The sequence below is a fragment of the Thermotoga sp. RQ2 genome (assembly GCF_000019625.1).
In the GTDB taxonomy this organism is placed as follows: Bacteria; Thermotogota; Thermotogae; order Thermotogales; family Thermotogaceae; genus Thermotoga; species Thermotoga maritima.
The window spans coordinates 436455-453675 of record NC_010483.1; the positions used below are offsets into that span (position 1 = coordinate 436455).

A 17221-nucleotide genomic window follows, 5' to 3' on the forward strand; every position below is an offset into this window, starting at 1 on the left:
TGCTCAGCGTTGCCGTCTTCAAGATAGCTGATATTCTCTCCAGAAAACTCACACCTTGGTTCGAGGAAAGGAGGCTGGTAAAATGAAAAGACTGACCTTCATTGCGATGTTTTTGATCTCTGTCCTTGCACTTTTCGCTGAAGAGGTAACGGTCGTACTGGACTGGTATCCCAACACGAACCACACGGGGCTCTACGTAGCCAAGGACCTTGGATACTACAGAGAAGAAGGGTTGGATGTGAAGATCGTTCAACCGTCTCGGTTGACAGCGGAACAGCTTGTAGCGAGTGGAAAAGCGGAATTTGGCGTGAGTTATCAGGAAGCGGTCACCCTCTCCAGAGGAGAAGGGATGCCCATCGTCTCCATAGCTGCCATCATCCAGCACAACACATCGGGTTTCGCTTGGCTGAAGGATGAAGGAATCAAAAGTGTGAAAGACTGGGAGGGTAAGAGATACGGAAGCTGGGGTTCTCCTATAGAGAAGGCGACCATAGAATACATCATGAGAAAATACGGTGCAGATCCTTCAAAGGTGATTTTTGTGAACGTGGGACAGATGGATTTCTTTGCGGGAACGCTGAACAATGTGTTCGATTTTGCCTGGATCTTCTACGGATGGGACGGTGTTGCCAGCAAGGTGAAAGGGATAGAGATAGAGTTCCTCCCGCTGAAGGATATAGACGAAGTCTTTGACTACTACACGCCGGTTCTGATAACGAGCGAATCTCTCATAAAGCAAAATCCAGATCTCGTAAGAAGATTTTTGAGAGCCACGGCCAAGGGATACGAGTACGCAATACAGCACCCTGTGGAGGCAGCCAAAATACTCCTCAAATACGCTCCGGAACTGGATGAAAAGATCGTTGTAGAATCTCAAAAGTACCTCGCAGGTCAGTACAAAGCGGACGCGGAAAAATGGGGCTACCAGAAAGAAGAAGTCTGGAGGAGATACGCGGAATGGCTTCACTCTATGGGATTCCTGAAAGAGACGATAGACGTGACGAAGGCGTTCACAAACGAGTTCCTACCGTGATAAAGGTATCCCACCTCACGGTTTGCTACGGAGAACTCAAAGCGGTGGAGGATCTCTCCTTGGAGGTTCAAAGGGGAGAGATCCTCTCCCTTGTGGGACCATCCGGATGTGGAAAGACCACCGTTGTGAAGGCTATTCTGGGATTGATTCCCTACGAGGGAAAGATAGAGATCTTCACATCTCGTCTCGGATACTGTCCTCAAAAGGATGTGCTGTTCGACTGGATGACCGCCTATGAGAACGCCGTGCTCCCACTCGTTCTCAGAAAAGAACTGCCGCCATCAAACATAAAAGAATTGTTTGAACGATTCGGTCTTTCTGGCTTTGAAGAGAAAAGGCCGTACCAGCTGAGTGGCGGTATGAGGCAGAGACTGTCTCTTCTGAGGGCCGTTCTATCGGGCGAGGAGCTCCTCGTACTCGATGAACCTTTTTCTTCGGTAGATGCTTACACTCGAAAGAAACTCCAGATATGGCTTTCTGAGATCGTACACAGGATGAAAAGTACGGTCGTACTCATCACTCACGACGTGGAGGAAGCGGTCTTCCTTTCAGACAGAATATTGATCCTCTCCGATCGCCCCGCAAGGATTTTGAAGGAAATACGCGTGCCGTTTCCAAAGCCGAGAACCATAAAAACTTTTTCCGATCCTCGTTTCTCAGAAATAGAAGAAGAGGTGCTGGAGACTCTCATGAATCAACCCTGATATTTTCAGGGAGAGTCTCTTCAGTTTCCTCCAGGGTGTTCTCCGTGTTCAGCAGACCGTTCAGGTAGTTTCTCAATCTTCTGACCTGGAACATGAACGCCTCCAGCTTGCTCTGTACCGTTGGTGTGAACGGATTCCCATCGGACTCTATGTGTATCACGGGAAGGTCTCCGAACTCGTCCAGTACTTTTCTCAAAACCCCTGTGGTCTTCTCTTTTTGTTCTTTCAAGCCTTTTTTCACAACCGCTTCCGCTATCCTGCTCGGCATGCAACCAAAGGGTCCTATTGAGATGATACCATCGTAGTGGTTTACGATCTCATGCAGGACGGTTCCTATGGTGAGGATCGCTTCTCCGGTGAGCTTTGGATTCAGGTAGTCTTTCGCCGCGTCAACAATGGATTCTACATCCACCATATGAGACCTGTAAAAGCCGCTTTTTTCCAAGATTTTTTTCACTCTTCTCTCTACGTACCTTTTCACGAGGATCTCGATTCGCTTCTTCAGCCTGTCCACGCGGGTGGAATTCGGAGAGATCAACCTGTTGAGGTACAGATAATCCGTGTAATAGATCCACTCGTGGACCGGCGATATGTGCATGATGATCCCGTTCTTCTCCATCAGGTTTTCGAGGTGTTTTCTGGAAAACTCGTCTCTTCTCACGTAGATTTCTCCTGTGAGCAGTACCTTCGGTGCCTTTTCGTAATCCATTATTCTCTCAACACCCGAAAGTATCTCTGAGACTTCATCGAGTGTTTTGAAGAAGTCCCTGAGAGAATCGTTTGCAAGACTGTTCAATATCTTTTCCCTGCATCCTTCAAGGATTTTTTTCGCTTCTTCTTTGTCCCTCGCCAGCGTCATCACAGCGCGTTCCACATCGAAGAACACATCGGAAACGACAACAGCCAGCCATGCTCTGATCCTGAAAGCGATTCCAAGCCCCGCGTAGGCGTTTTCGGAATTCAAACCGAAGAGCGTCACGTTTCTCACGTTGTTCCTGTCGAGCCACAGGTTCATGAAGACACTGTACTGCCCGAAACGGCACGGTCCCATCGTCTCTGGCATGAAATAAAGTATGATCTCGTCATCGGATGCTTTCTCTCTGATGTACTTTATGAGGCTTCCAAGAGTGAGTTGAAGAGGAAGACACTCCTTCGAAAGAGAGTTCCCCCTTCCGAGTTTGAACTCCTCGACGTCCGGTGGAGGACACACGTCGGACCTGACACCGTAGTATCTGAAAGCCGCAGAAAGACACTGAGACCCGAACTGACCCATCGACGGGAAAACAACCTTCACCCTTTCATCGTTGAGCCGCAGTCTCTCTCCGTCCGGAGTGATCACGTAGAGGGTGTTTTTCTCCAGCACTGTTTGGGGTCTTTTCGCACTCTTTCTTTCTTCTTTCTTTCTCTGAAGTCTGAGATAACTCTTCACAATGTCTATGAAGGCTTCGATTCTCGTTTCTATGCCCGCGTCCGCTGTGTGACTGTCGAGTTCCAGAACGAGTGATGGTTTCTTCGCCATTATGTCTCTGAAGTAAGAGATGATGAAAGAATCGGGCCCACAGCTGAAGTTGGTGATGTAAACCCCAAAGAGTTTTGGATGCTTTTCGACGAATCGTGACGCTTTGAGAATCATCTCTCCCCACGACCAGTACATGTTTCTGTAGCCCTTTTCATCCTCGAAGGGTATGGAATCGAAGTTGATGATGGGAATTCCGCGGGTGGCGAATTTTTCGGGGATTCCCATGTTCGCATCGGAAGAGAAGGCGTTGTAAGATCTTCCAAAGAGAACCACACCGAATTCCGACTCGTCAAGAATTTTCAGAAATTCATTCCACTGTTTCTTTATGAGACTAAACCTTTCGTTGAAAGCCTTCCAGGCCTTTTCAAAGGCTCGTTCCCCTTCCTCGCGTGATCTTCCAAGCCTTTCAGCCACTCTGAGAAATTCTTCCTTTTCATCACCGCGCGAGAAATCGAAATAGCCCGTCACGAGCTTTTCTTCCATTTCAGGAAACGCAGATGTGAGCCAGTCAACTTCACTCTGAACAAAGGGACAGAAGACGTTGTAGTTCTCTGAATTTTCCACTTTGATTCCTCTCAACCTTGGAACGAATATCAGATCCGGATTCTTCGAGATCAGATCGTACATGTAGCCGTGGGAGAGTTCCACCGGGAAGCAGAATTCGGAGTTCATCATCTCCCAGCCGCGTCTGTCGGACTTTTCGGGAACCACAACGTCGAAACCGAGTTCTGTAAGGAAGGTGTAGAAAAGCGGGAAAAGGTTGTTCATCGCCAAAGATCTGCTCAAACCGATGGTCTTTGCTCCCTTCACTTCTCTCTCGAGGTGGAAAATGTATTTCTCCCTGTTTTTGACGAAGTTGTACTTTGTGCTGTCTATGTTGGCGTGTCTCAGCACGTTCTCGTACTTGTTGCAGGCACCACCGAACGGGAACCGCTTTCCATCGATCTCTATGATCCTGATCTCACACTTTCTATCGCATTTTTCTTTCCCACCGGGACAGATGAACGTTCCTCTGTATCTGACTTCTCTGGAGATCAATTCCTTCAGTTTGAACTCTTTCTTTTCCAGAAAACCGAGTTCAAGATTCTCTTTGGTGAGCAGAGCCACTCCGTAAGCGCCCATCAAACCCGGGTGCGGGGGAACAACTATGTTCTTTCCAACGAGAGCAGCCATGGCAACAGGCACCGCTTTGTTGTAGCAAACTCCGCCCTGCATGAAGATCTTCTTTCCTACAGGTCTGCTTCCTTTCACCCTGTTCAGGTAGTTCATACACACGGAGTACACAAGCCCGGCGCATATGTCTTCTTTAGAGATCCCTTCGTTCACCGCCGTCTTGACGTCGCTTCCTATGAAGGCCGCGCACTGATCGCTGAAGTTCGGAGGATTTTCGCCTTTCAGAGCGAGATCTCCGATCTCGGTGTAGTGGACTCCAAGGGACTCTCCCGCTGCCTCTTCGAGGAAAGATCCCGTCCCGGCCGAACAGGCTTCGTTCATCGCGTAATCCGCCGGAACCCCGTTCACCAGATAGGTGTACTTGGCATCTTGACCTCCTATCTCGAAGATCGTGTCCACCTCTGGATCGAAATGAGCGGCCGCTTTCGCGTGCGCCATTATCTCGTTGTACACGGCGTCGGTCTGAGAATACAGCCCAACGATCTTCCTCCCTGATCCCGTCACACCGAGTCCGATTATCTTCACTTTCGTCCCGTTGAGCTGCTCCAATATAGAGGAGTAGCACTGCCTTGCCGCTCTTATGGGATCTCCCAGAGTTCGAAGGTACACTCCCGCCAGGATGGCTTCATCATCGTATCTCATCAGCACCGCTTTCGTTGTGGTGGATCCAACGTCTATTCCCAGCACACACACATCCCCATCTCTTGCCTGCTGGAACGGCATTTCTTTGAACTCGACCATGTGCAGGTACTTTTTGAGAGGCTCGTGAGTGGGAAAACTGGTAATTTCTTCTTTTTTGATCGTGAAGGTCTTTTTCGATACCACTCCGTTCAGCTTTCCCCACAGGTAAGCCCCGTAGGCTTCGAAGAACAGCGCTTCTTCCGGAACGATCACTTCCAGAACTCTTTCCAGGTGCTTCAACATGAGCCTGTTTCTCGTCGTTCCACCGACAAGGAGGATCTTCTTAACTCCTGCCTTGTGAGCCAGTTCCACTATCTTGTCGGCCATCACCTTTCCAAGACCGTTCAGAACGAGTTCCTTTGGAACCCCTTTGTTCAGCGCGTGGGTGCAATCACTCTTGCAGAAAACGGTACACCTCGAGGAGAGTTCATAGTACTCTTCCGTCTCGACACTGTTGGCTTCCTCAAGAGATATTCCCATCCTCTGAAGCTGCTGAAGGAAGAATTCTCCCGTTCCCGAGGCGCACTTGCTACCCGTGTATATGCCGGTTATGATTCCCTTATCGTTCACTCTGTAGAGAATGGTGTTCTCCCCACCGGCACTGACAACGGCTTCGACCTTTCCGTATTTTTTCATGAGATGCCTGTAGGCGATTTCCGTTGCCTCCGCTTCGGATATCTGAGGCAGATCTATTATTTCTCTTGTCTTTCGACCTGTGATGACCACGGGCCCTTCATCGAGAAAAGCGGGGATCATCATGGAAAGCAGAGCGAGGGGATCTCCGTTGTGAGGAAGATTTCCTTTCTCCCTTTCACTGTAGAATGAAACACTCGAGGAACCGATGCACACTCCGGTCATTTCACATCACCTCTTTGTTGAATATTTTAACACCTAACGTTCGCAGTCTCAACTCACCTCTTGAAATCCTCTCCACTCTGTGATATCATTTGTACCGGCGACCCGGTAGCTCAGCAGGCAGAGCACCTGACTTTTAATCAGGGGGTCGTGGGTTCGAATCCCACCCGGGTCACCAGCGGTGCGAGAGTGGCGGAACTGGCAGACGCGCTGGACTTAGAATCCAGTGGGCTGAAGCCCGTGTGGGTTCAAGTCCCACCTCTCGCACCAGGATAGAGCAGGCGGGTGTAGCTCAGTGGTAGAGCACCAGCTTGCCAAGCTGGGGGTCGCGGGTTCGAATCCCGTCGCCCGCTCCAGACAAGAAAGAAGGGGAAATCTCCCCTTCTTCTTTTTCTTTACGTCGTGGAGGTAGAAGAGTCTTGAACACTCTGTCAGTGTTGTTATCCCTTTTCACAGTCATTGTTGTGCAGAGAGTTTTCAAAAAACTTTCCATTTCTCTGCTCTCTGGTGTCATCGTGATGATTCTCTCTCTCAAGGTGAGAAACATTCCGGAAATTCTTTCCTGGACAATCTCTTCAGATTCCTTCTGGTCACTCATTGCGACGGTTTTTCTGATATACCTTCTTTCAGGAATGATGGAAAATTCAGGTGATTACAACCGCTTTTCCGAGGAAATGCGAACTATCTTTTCGAAGAACGTGGATTCGTTCGTCCCCGCTCTCATAGGTCTCATGCCGATGCCCGGCGGAGCTCTCTTCACAGCTCCCATAGTGAAGAATTCACTTCCCGAAGAGAATCCGCTGAAACTCGCCGTCAAGAACTACTGGTTCAGACACACGATAGAATTCTTCTGGCCCATATATCCAGCTGTGGTGCTCGTCTCTGAACTCTCCGGGATCCATCCGGGAAAGGTTTCTCTGACTCTCTTTCCTGTGTTTGCCATAGCCTTTCTTCTGGGATGGTTTTTTTTCAATGGAAAGCAACTTCCCCGTCTCTCTAAACCCAGATCTTTCTTCAATCTTCTTCCACTGATACCCGTTCTGGGAACGGGTGTTCTCATACTTATTTTCAAAGTTCCAGGATGGTTCGCACTTCTTTTGAGCACATCGGGTTATGCGGTATTCAGGAGAAGATACCTTCTAAAGACTCTGAAGCAGGTTTTCAATAAGTGGGATGTTTTTCTCGTCCTTTTTCTTGTTTACATCTACAAGGTCATAGTTGAACACTCCGGCGTGGGTGAAGGCATCGCGGCTGAATTTGTCAGATGGAATCTTTCTCCCTGGATCCTTCTCATCTTTTTACCTCTCGTGTCGGGAATCTCCACGGGTATCACACAGGCAGCCGTCGGTATTTCTCTTCCTGTTTTGATGGAGGTGTTCAGCAGCAAGTACGCCGTGTACACCTACATGTTCGCTGTGGGTGGTGTCATACTGTCTCCGGTTCATCTGTGCGTCGTGCTGTCTGCGAAATTCTTCGAGGTAGAGGTGTTCGACATTCTAAAGAAGGTGTTCCTCCCACTGGTGCTGACTCTGATCCTCGGCGCCCTCGTTTTGGGGGTGATCCTGTGAACGAAATCGTGGTGAAAGGAGCAAGAATTCACAATCTGAAAAACATAACCGTGAGGATTCCAAAGAACAGGCTTGTTGTCATAACGGGAGTTTCAGGATCGGGGAAGTCTTCACTCGCCATGGACACGATATACGCCGAAGGGCAGAGAAGATATCTGGAGTCACTTTCTACGTATGCGAGACAGTTCCTCGGCAACCTGAAAAAACCCGATGTTGACGAGATAGAAGGGCTTTCCCCCGCCATAGCCATAGATCAGAAAACCGTCTCTCACAATCCCAGATCGACCGTTGGAACGGTGACGGAAATTTACGATTACCTGAGGGTGCTCTACGCGAGGATAGGAAAAGCCCACTGCCCTGAGTGCGGAAGGCCTCTCGAGAAAAAGAGCATCGATGAGATCCTTCAGGATTTGTTCAATTCTTTCAAAGAGGGGAGTCGAATCTACATACTCGCACCAGTTGCGACGGAGAAGAAAGGAACATTCAAAAAAGAGATCGAAGAGTTCATCTCCAAAGGATTCGCGAGAATAGAAATAGACGGCGAGATTTACAGGCTCGAGGAAGTGCCGGAACTCGACAAGAACAAACGACACACTGTGAAGCTGGTGGTCGATAGGTTGATCCTTGAAACCAGAAACGAACACAGGATACTGGACAGTCTCGAGCTAGCAATGAGGGAAGGAAAAGGATTCGTCGAGATCAGAAACGTCGACACCGGAGAATGCAAGATCTTCAGCGAAAACCTCATGTGCCCGGTGTGTGGTATCGGGTTTCCAGAGATCACACCAAAGCTGTTTTCTTTCAACAGTCCGTACGGTGCGTGTCCGAACTGTCACGGCCTCGGCTTCACATTTGAGGTGGATCCATCCCTCGTGATAGACGAAGAGAAGAGCGTTCTCGAAGGTGCGATCATTCCGTACAGATGGGACAGAAGGCTCTCGAGATGGGTCGCAAGGGAGATAGAAAAGCGAGGTGTTTCCCCTCACCTTCCCTTCAAAGATCTGCCTGAAGATGTGAAAGAGTTCATCTTGTACGGAGATGATCGTTTCGAAGGAGTGGTTCCAAAAGTTCAGAGGTGGCACAGAGAAACGGAATCTCCCGAGATGAAGGAGTGGCTGGAAAAGAACTTCATCGTACAGAGAACCTGCTCCGTCTGCGGTGGGAAAAGACTGAACAGGGAAGCCCTCTCTGTGAAGATAAACGGTTTGAACATACACGAGTTCACCGAGCTTTCTATCTCAGAAGAACTCGAATTTTTGAAGAATCTGAATCTCACCGAAAGAGAGCGAGAAATCGTGGGAGAACTCCTGAAGGAAATAGAAAAAAGGCTCGAATTCCTCGTGGACGTTGGACTCGAATATCTCACTCTCTCCAGATCCGCCACCACACTCTCTGGAGGAGAATCTCAGAGAATAAGGCTCGCAACACAGATAGGTTCGGGTCTCACGGGAGTCATCTACGTTCTGGACGAGCCGACTATTGGACTCCACCCAAGGGACACAGAGCGACTGATAAAAACCCTCAAAAAGCTCAGAGATCTTGGAAACACGGTGATAGTGGTGGAACACGATGAGGAAGTGATCAGGAACGCTGACCACATCATAGACATCGGACCGGGCGGGGGAACGAACGGTGGTCGGGTCGTCTTCCAGGGTACCGTGGATGAACTTTTGAAAAATCCAGACAGCTCTCTGACGGGTGAATACCTCTCGGGGAAAAGAAAGATCGCAGTAAACAAAACGAGGCGGCTTCCTTACGCGTCTTTGAAGATCAAAGGCGTTCGTCACAACAATCTGAAGAACATAGACGTTGAGATTCCCCTCGGTGTCTTCGTCTGTGTCACGGGAGTGTCGGGATCTGGAAAATCTTCCCTCGTCATGGAAACGCTCTACCCGGCGTTGATGAATCTCCTTCACAAAACCAAACTTCCCGCTGGAGAATTCGATTCGATCGAAGGACACGAGAACATCGACAAGGTGATCGCGATAGATCAATCTCCCATTGGAAGAACACCGAGGAGCAACCCGGCTACCTACACCAAGGTGTTCGACGAAATAAGAAGCCTCTTTGCCATGACCCCCGCTGCTAAGGCACGTGGTTACACCAAGAGCAGATTCAGCTTCAATCTGAAGGGAGGAAGATGTGAAGCCTGTCAGGGTCAGGGTTACGTGAAGATAGAAATGCTCTTCCTTCCCGATGTGTACGTGGAGTGCGATGTTTGCAAGGGAAAGAGATACAACAGAGAAACACTCGAGATAACCTACAAAGGAAAAAACATTTCTGATATACTCGATATGACGGTGGATGAAGCGCTGGAGTTCTTCAAGAACATACCCTCTATAAAGAGAACGCTTCAGGTTTTGCACGATGTGGGCTTGGGATACGTGAAACTCGGGCAACCAGCCACCACCCTCTCCGGGGGTGAGGCGCAGAGAATCAAACTCGCCTCTGAGTTGAGAAAAAGAGATACGGGAAGAACCCTCTACATACTCGACGAGCCAACTGTTGGACTTCACTTTGAAGACGTGAGAAAACTCGTGGAAGTTCTCCACAGGCTGGTAGATAGAGGAAACACCGTAATCGTGATAGAACACAATCTCGATGTCATAAAAAACGCAGACCACATCATAGATCTCGGTCCTGAAGGTGGAAAAGAAGGTGGCTACATAGTTGCAACGGGAACACCAGAGGAAATAGCAAAGAATCTTCACTCTTACACCGGAAGATTCTTGAAGAACGTGTTATAATGCCCAGGGAGGTGTAGTGATGAAGACGTTTTTCCTAATCGTTCACACCATCATAAGCGTGGCTCTCATCTACATGGTCCAGGTACAGATGTCGAAATTCTCAGAGCTCGGTGGTGCCTTCGGAAGTGGAGGACTTCACACCGTTTTTGGAAGGAGGAAAGGCCTCGACACCGGTGGAAAGATCACTCTTGTCCTGTCTGTACTCTTTTTCGTTTCCTGCGTAGTAACAGCTTTCGTCCTAACGAGGTGATAGGATGACGCCGGAAGAACAGGTGAAAATTCTCAAAAGAAATGTTGTTGACCTCATAAGCGAAGAAGAACTCCTCGACAGAATAAAAAGAAAGGGAAAACTCCGCGTGAAACTCGGCGTGGATCCCTCAAGGCCCGACCTGCATTTGGGACATGCGGTCGTTTTGAGGAAGCTGAGAGAGTTTCAGGATCTCGGTCACACGGTCGTTTTGATCATAGGAGACTTCACCGCACGCATTGGTGATCCCTCTGGAAGGAACGAAACGCGTCCCATGCTGACCAAAGAAGAGGTTCTGGAGAACGCAAAGACCTATCAGGAACAGGCCTTCAAGATACTGGATCCAGAAAGAACGGAGCTTCGATTCAACGGTGAATGGCTCGACAGGATGACCTTCGCGGATGTGATCGTTCTGGCTTCAAAGTACACGGTTGCGAGGATGCTCGAGAGAGACGATTTCGCAAAGAGATTCAAAGAAGGCATTCCCATCGCCGTATCGGAGTTTCTGTACCCGCTCGCACAGGCCTACGATTCCGTTGCCATCCAGGCAGATGTGGAACTCGGCGGAACGGATCAGCTTTTCAACCTCCTTGTGGGAAGGAAGATACAGGAAGAATACGGTCAAGAGCCCCAGATCGTCATGACGATGCCGATCATCGAAGGAACGGATGGAAAATTGAAGATGAGCAAAAGCTACGGAAACTACATCGCTTTCAACGATCCGCCCGAGGAGATGTACGGGAAACTCATGTCCATACCTGATGAACTCATCATAAAATACATGCACCTTCTCACGAACATCCCAGAAGAAGTGATCGAAGAGTACGAGAAAAAGATGAAGGAAAAAACGATCAATCCACGAGACGTAAAGATGGTTCTCGCGTACGAAATAACCCGTTTCTTCCACGGAGAGGAAAACGCAAAGAAGGCCCAGGAACAATTCGTGAAAGTCTTTCAAAAGAAAGAAATTCCTGACGAGATGCCGGTCGTTGAGATTTCTCAGGATAAGAACATCGTGGATCTCCTCGTGGAGATAGGAGCTGCATCCAGCAAAAGTGAGGCTAAAAGACTCGTTTCTCAAGGTGGAGTGTACATCGACGGAGAGAGGATAGAGGACATAAAATTCACTGTAGAACCTGATGGAGAGCGAGTTTTGAGAGTTGGAAAGAGGAAGTTCTACAGAATATCAGGTGGAGAGACAAAAAAACTTTAGAAAACTCTTGAATTTCCTTTGGACGGGATGGTATAATCACCACAGGATTTAACTGTGATCAATGAGAAGGGAGGTTTGTCCCATGAAGAGAGTTCTTCTTACCGTTGCAATGCTGTCCGTTTTCTTCTCAGCGATGTTCGCGTTCTTCCCTGATGTTCCAAAAGATCACTGGGCTTACGAGTACGTCTGGAAGCTGTGGCAGAGGGGTATCTTCATAGGTTATCCGGACGGCGAGTTCAAAGGGGACAGGTACATCACCAGATACGAAGCAGCGACTGCGGTGAGCAGGCTCCTCGATTTCATCGAACAGAAGATGCTTGCAGGTGCTTCAGGTGATCTGGCACAGGTTGTTGGAAATCTCTCCGACAAGTACATGGCCCTCGAGGAGAAGGTTAACGGTCTCACCGGCATACTGGACACTCTGGCATCCCAGATAGGTACCACTCAGGCCAATCTCACAGAAACCGAAAGAGAACTGCTCGAGAAGATCGATTCTGTGAAAGAAGAGATCGAGATGGAGTTCGACAAAGAGATCTCGCTCAACAGAGAAGTTGTGAACAACATCGGGCTCAAACTTGGAAATCTCTCCAGAGACTACGAAAGATACAAGGAGAATGTGGACGCAAAGATCTCTGAAGTGAACGAAAAACTCGCAGCCCTTGAAAAGGACCTTGGAAACAAACTCGCCGATCTCAAGGCCATGGTTGATCTCCACGAGAAAGACATCATAAACATTTACAACAAGATCAGTTCCGTTAACGAGGAACTCAACAACAAGATCGCCGCGACAGAAGAGAAACTCTCCAGGAAAGATGAAGAAATCTCCGCAATGGTCGAACTTCACGAAAAAGACATCATAAACCTCTACAACAAAGTCGCTGCACTCAACGAAGATCTAAACAAAAAAATACTTGACACGAAGGCCGAACTTTCTGCTAAAATAGAGTCACAGGAGAAAACGTTGAACATGGTCTACACAAAACTCCTCGACACAGAAAGCAAATTGAACGATGAAATTTCCGCTCTCAAGGAAAAGGATGCGGAGATACAGAAGACGGTTGATCTTCATGAACAGGATATCGTCAACCTCTACGGAAAAACGTCGTCTCTCGAAGAAGACCTCAACATGAAGTACAACGAGACTAACGAAAAGATCGATCAGGTGAAGGCGGAACTCGAGGACAAAATCGAAAGCGTGAAGGCTTACAACAGGAATCTCAGCATCCTCACAGGTGCGTTCTTTGGAATTCTCGGTCTCATTCTGCTTGCAATCAGTGGTAAATAACTCAAAATTTCATTCTGAGGGGAGGTAAGATGTTATGAAGAAGCTTCTCACACTTCTGGCGGTTCTGGGATTGCTCTTCACAGCAGCAGTTGCAGCCGAGTTACCTTTCAAGATGGGTACCTGGGGTAACCTGGTATTCACAGCCATCATCGACGAGGAAGGTATCGATCTCACACAGACAGGAGCCTCTTACGGAAGCTACATGGTGACTTTCTCGCAGACCTTTGGTTCAACAGTGACAGTGAACTTCTCCTTCAACGGATCTGGTCTAAGCCTCAACACTGCTGATTTCTGGCTAAAGCTTGAAACACCCCTGTTCGACGCAGAGTACAACCCAACAGCTATTATCGCAGATGACTACATCTTCTACGTAAGTCCATCCAACGCTGGTGTAGATTATTCTATCCCCAACTATACTGTGACACCGAAGCTTGGAATCGAAGGGCTTGGCCTTGCATTCTACTACGCTGATCTTGTTAACGAAACAGATCTTGACGATGCCACCACAACAACAGGGAATTTCTTCGACGACGCGATCGGTGTTAAGGTCTCCATCACAAATCTGGATCTTGTCGATGCAACACTGTTTGGTGCGTTCTACGACACCGACATCGATTCAAGCACAAGCACCTACGCATACGGTCTCCATCTGAACCTCACTGGAAAGGACGTTCTCGACGGTCTCGTGGTTGACCTTGCTTACACGAGCGACAACGCAACAAGCAACTACATCGTTTACGCAGAATACTCCAAAGAATTCGACTTCGACGTTGTCAAACTCACAGTGACACCGTACCTCAACTACTCCGAAGGAGCTGCCAAGTTCTACGATAACAACTCGTACATAAGTTACGAAGGATGGGACAGTGACACCGTTGATTGGGGTAAGAAATACTTTGGAGCCACCGTTCTTGCTCAGGCAAATCCCGTTGATTTCCTGACGGTTTACGCTGGTGTTAAACCATTGATCTACCTTGATGGCAGCAACAGCTACGAACTTCCCGTGAGAGCAGGTGCGCTTCTTGACTACGAAGGATTCAAACTCTTTGGAAACCTCAGACTCGATGCTGAAAAATCTGCCGACAACTTCTGGTACAACGTCGGTGCAGCCTACAAGTACGGAGAACTCCTCGCGGGTGTGCTCTTTGGAACGTACAGGGACAACGACTACGATTTCTTCACAACTCAAACACTTCTCGACACAAATCAGGATGGAAATACAACACTTGATGAACCAACATTCTTTGGATTCATCACCTACAGGCTCGCATTCTAATCCACACCACCGCAAATCAACCCCCGGCACTTGCCGGGGGTTTTGTTTTGTTGTATAATTTAAAACTGGAGGCGTGTCCGAACTGGCTAAGGAGCCGGTCTTGAAAACCGGTGGGCCGGAAGGCCCGTGTGGGTTCGAGTCCCACCGCCTCCGCCAGCCCCGCACGGGGCTTTTCTTTTTAGGGGGTGAAAACGTGAGAGCCCTTCTTGTGGTGGACCTCCAGAGGGATTTCGTTGACAAAGACGGTGCTCTTTACTTCGAAGGAGCAGAGAAGGTGATCGATCCCATTTTGAAGTGGGTTGAAGAGTTCAAAAAGGAAAACCTTCCCATCATCACCACACAGGACTGGCACGATCCTGAAGACAGAGAATTCAACATCTGGCCAAAACACTGCGTTGCAAACACTGATGGTGCAAGACTCACTGAAAAACTCGAGAAAGCTTTGAAAGATTATCCCAATCACTTCTCTGTGAAAAAAAACCGTTACAGTGCCTTCTACAACACGAATCTTGAAAAGATAATCAGAGACAACGAGATAGACGAAGTTTACGTTTGTGGAGTTGTAACACACATCTGTGTGCTCTTCACCGTCGAAGAGTTGAGAAACAGGGATATCCCTGTTAAAATAATCACTGAAGGCGTTGCTTCTTACGATGAAGAGCTTCACCGCTTTGCACTGAGGGAAATGAAAGAAATTTTAGGAGCAGAATTCATTTGAGGTGATCAATGTGAAAAGACTCAGTCCCGAGGTCTTCAAGGTTCCCATCGACCGCATCAGGAACGGTTACTACTCGGACATATACTTCATAAACTATGTGAAGGTCTTGAAAAGGGACAACCGCCATCCACGGGTGTACTATCAGTTCTTTCCGAGGAAAGACGCCGTAATCTGCGGAATTGACGAGGCCCTCGCCATTCTGAAGTTCTGCACGGGATACTACAAAGACGAGGAAAAAGCGAGGGAACTCTTCGAAGAGATCTTGAAATTAGACAAAGAAATGCAGGCTGCTTCAGTTGAAATGGACGTTCAGAAGATTCTGGAGCTCACTCAGAAAAAGTGGGACCTCAGATTGAAACTGAACGATCTTTGGGTAGACAAATGGGATGAAATAGAAGTACACGCCCTCTACGACGGCGAGGAAGCGAAAGAAGGAGAGCCGATAATGACAATAGAGGGAGATCCCACCTATTTCGGGTATCTCGAAACGGTGCTTCTCGGTGTGATCGCAAGAGCCACCAGCACGGCAACGGCCGTCAAGAAAGTGGTGAAGGCAGCGAGAGGAAAACCCGTGCTCTTTTTCAGTGCCCGTTTTGATCACTACTGGGTCCAGGCAACGGACGGCTACGCAGCTCTCAAAGCGGGGGCCTTTGGAGTTTCTACAGACGCGAACGCGGACTACTGGGGTGTCAAATCCTTGGGAACGATGCCTCACGCCCTGATAGCCTGCTACGATGGAAAAACGGAAGATGCTGCCATTGCTTTTGACAGACACATGGAAGAAGATGTGAACAGGATCGTTCTTGTGGACTGGGACAACGATGTGATAGGAACAACCTTCAGGGTCATCGAAAAGTTCTACGAGTACGTGATGAAAAAGCCGTTCAAACTCGGAGTGACAGATCCTTCACCGATCATAGGATCTGGAAAGAACAAGATATGGGGTGTGAGGTTCGACACTTCCGGGAACTTGAGAGATAAGTCCGTGGTTCCAAAGGATGAATCCTCCTTTGGAGTGTGTCCAGAACTCGTCTGGAGAGCTCGTCAGGAGTTCGACAAAGTGGGGCTCAATGATCTGAAGATAGTCGTCTCCGGCGGATTCGACGAGAAGAAGATAGATCTATTCGAAAGATTGGGGGTACCGGCAGACGCGTACGGTGTTGGTTCTCGCCTGCTGAGGGAGAAGGTGGATATCACGGCAGACATCGTTGAAGTCAATGGAAGACACTGCGCAAAGGTGGGAAGATACAAGATAGAAAATCCCAGATTGAAAAAAGTGGGGAAACGCTACTGGGAGGAAGAGTGAGGAGGTGAACGCGATGGAAATCAAAAAGGGTACCTGGATCATAAAGAAGGGTTTTGCGGAGATGTTCAAAGGCGGTGTCATCATGGACGTCACCTCTGCTGAACAGGCCAAGATCGCAGAAGAAGCGGGAGCCGTTGCGGTAATGGCCCTCGAAAGAGTTCCGGCCGATATCAGAAAAGAGGGCGGAGTCGCCAGAATGGCAAGCATCGCAAAGATCAGGGAAATCATGGAGGCAGTATCCATCCCTGTGATGGCGAAGGTGAGAATCGGTCACATAGCCGAAGCAAAGATACTGGAGGAACTCGGAGTTGACTTCATCGACGAATCCGAAGTCCTTACACCAGCTGACGACAGGTTCCACATCAACAAACACGAATTCAAAGTGCCCTTTGTCTGCGGTGCAAGGGACCTGGGAGAAGCTCTCAGAAGAATAGCAGAAGGTGCAGCCATGATCAGAACGAAGGGAGAAGCCGGAACGGGAAACGTTGTAGAAGCAGTGAAGCACATGAGAAGGGTGATGGAACAGATAAAACAGGTGACGAAGATGGAAGACGAAGAACTCGTCGCTTACGGAAAAGAGATAGGAGCTCCCGTCGAGCTTCTCAGAGAGGTCAAAAGACTTGGAAGACTTCCCGTCGTGAACTTCGCAGCGGGTGGTGTGGCAACTCCTGCGGATGCGGCTCTCATGATGATGCTCGGAGCAGATGGAGTGTTCGTGGGATCCGGTATCTTCAAATCCAAGGATCCAAGAAAGATGGCGAAAGCCATGGTGCTGGCCGTTACCTACTGGGACAATCCAAGGATACTCCTCAAGATCTCCGAAGACATAGGAGAGCCGATGAGAGGGCTCGATGTCGAAGAACTCGAAGTGAGAATGCAGGAGAGAGGGTGGTAAG

At 48.7% G+C, this 17221-nt stretch carries 12 protein-coding genes and 4 tRNA genes; 15 read left to right on the forward strand and 1 reads right to left on the reverse strand.

What is annotated here, in order from left to right:
- Positions 1-82 precede the first annotated feature (82 nt).
- Together TRQ2_RS02290 and TRQ2_RS02295 are read left to right on the forward strand one after the other, a co-directional pair.
- On the forward strand, positions 83-1033 hold the full coding sequence (locus TRQ2_RS02290; RefSeq protein ID WP_011943079.1) for an ABC transporter substrate-binding protein: 951 nt from the start codon (positions 83-85) through the stop codon (positions 1031-1033).
- Positions 958-1737: an ABC transporter ATP-binding protein gene (locus TRQ2_RS02295; RefSeq protein WP_235231264.1), complete on the forward strand. Its 780-nt coding sequence runs from the start codon at positions 958-960 to the stop codon at positions 1735-1737. Before TRQ2_RS02290 ends, TRQ2_RS02295 begins: the two co-directional genes overlap by 76 nt.
- Here TRQ2_RS02295 and TRQ2_RS02300 read toward each other — a convergent pair.
- Complete coding sequence (locus TRQ2_RS02300; protein WP_012310548.1) at positions 1721-5968, reverse strand: acyl-CoA dehydratase activase; 4248 nt, start codon at positions 5966-5968, stop codon at positions 1721-1723. The genes TRQ2_RS02295 and TRQ2_RS02300 overlap by 17 nt on opposite strands.
- A gap of 99 nt (positions 5969-6067) precedes the next feature.
- Between TRQ2_RS02300 and TRQ2_RS02305 the strand changes: the two genes are divergently transcribed.
- The 13 genes from TRQ2_RS02305 to pdxS all read left to right on the forward strand — a co-directional run bounded on the left by TRQ2_RS02305 (position 6068) and on the right by pdxS (position 17220).
- Positions 6068-6143: transfer RNA gene (locus TRQ2_RS02305), tRNA-Lys, on the forward strand.
- Between the two features lie 5 nt (positions 6144-6148).
- Positions 6149-6235: transfer RNA gene (locus tag TRQ2_RS02310), tRNA-Leu, on the forward strand.
- A gap of 11 nt (positions 6236-6246) precedes the next feature.
- Positions 6247-6321 (forward strand) — tRNA-Gly (locus TRQ2_RS02315).
- Positions 6322-6384: 63 nt separating this feature from the next.
- The gene (locus TRQ2_RS02320; RefSeq protein ID WP_012310549.1) at positions 6385-7533 is read left to right on the forward strand and encodes a TIGR00529 family membrane protein; all 1149 of its coding nucleotides are present in this window, start codon (positions 6385-6387) and stop codon (positions 7531-7533) included.
- The gene (gene uvrA / locus TRQ2_RS02325) at positions 7530-10280 is read left to right on the forward strand and encodes an excinuclease ABC subunit UvrA (protein WP_012310550.1); all 2751 of its coding nucleotides are present in this window, start codon (positions 7530-7532) and stop codon (positions 10278-10280) included. The genes TRQ2_RS02320 and uvrA overlap by 4 nt, the downstream gene beginning before the upstream one ends.
- 19 nt (positions 10281-10299) lie before the next feature.
- On the forward strand, positions 10300-10530 hold the full coding sequence (secG, locus tag TRQ2_RS02330) for a preprotein translocase subunit SecG (RefSeq protein ID WP_004081487.1): 231 nt from the start codon (positions 10300-10302) through the stop codon (positions 10528-10530).
- Positions 10531-10534: 4 nt separating this feature from the next.
- Entirely contained in the window at positions 10535-11740 is a 1206-nt protein-coding gene (gene tyrS / locus TRQ2_RS02335) for a tyrosine--tRNA ligase (protein ID WP_012310551.1), read from the forward strand.
- Between the two features lie 82 nt (positions 11741-11822).
- Positions 11823-13025, forward strand: a complete 1203-nt coding sequence (locus TRQ2_RS02340) for an S-layer homology domain-containing protein (protein WP_012310552.1) — start codon at positions 11823-11825, stop codon at positions 13023-13025.
- Positions 13026-13059: 34 nt separating this feature from the next.
- Positions 13060-14301, forward strand: coding sequence for a hypothetical protein (locus TRQ2_RS02345; protein ID WP_012310553.1), 1242 nt, complete (start codon positions 13060-13062; stop codon positions 14299-14301).
- Positions 14302-14368: 67 nt separating this feature from the next.
- Positions 14369-14457 (forward strand) — tRNA-Ser (locus tag TRQ2_RS02350).
- Between the two features lie 37 nt (positions 14458-14494).
- Positions 14495-15019 carry a cysteine hydrolase family protein gene (locus TRQ2_RS02355; protein ID WP_012310554.1) on the forward strand — a complete coding sequence of 175 codons (525 nt, stop codon included), beginning with the start codon at positions 14495-14497 and terminating at the stop codon, positions 15017-15019.
- A 10-nt stretch (positions 15020-15029) separates the two neighbouring features.
- Positions 15030-16325, forward strand: a complete 1296-nt coding sequence (locus TRQ2_RS02360; protein WP_012310555.1) for a nicotinate phosphoribosyltransferase — start codon at positions 15030-15032, stop codon at positions 16323-16325.
- A 13-nt stretch (positions 16326-16338) separates the two neighbouring features.
- Positions 16339-17220 carry a pyridoxal 5'-phosphate synthase lyase subunit PdxS gene (gene pdxS, locus TRQ2_RS02365; RefSeq protein WP_004081493.1) on the forward strand — a complete coding sequence of 294 codons (882 nt, stop codon included), beginning with the start codon at positions 16339-16341 and terminating at the stop codon, positions 17218-17220.
- The last annotated feature ends 1 nt before the right edge of the window (position 17221 follow it).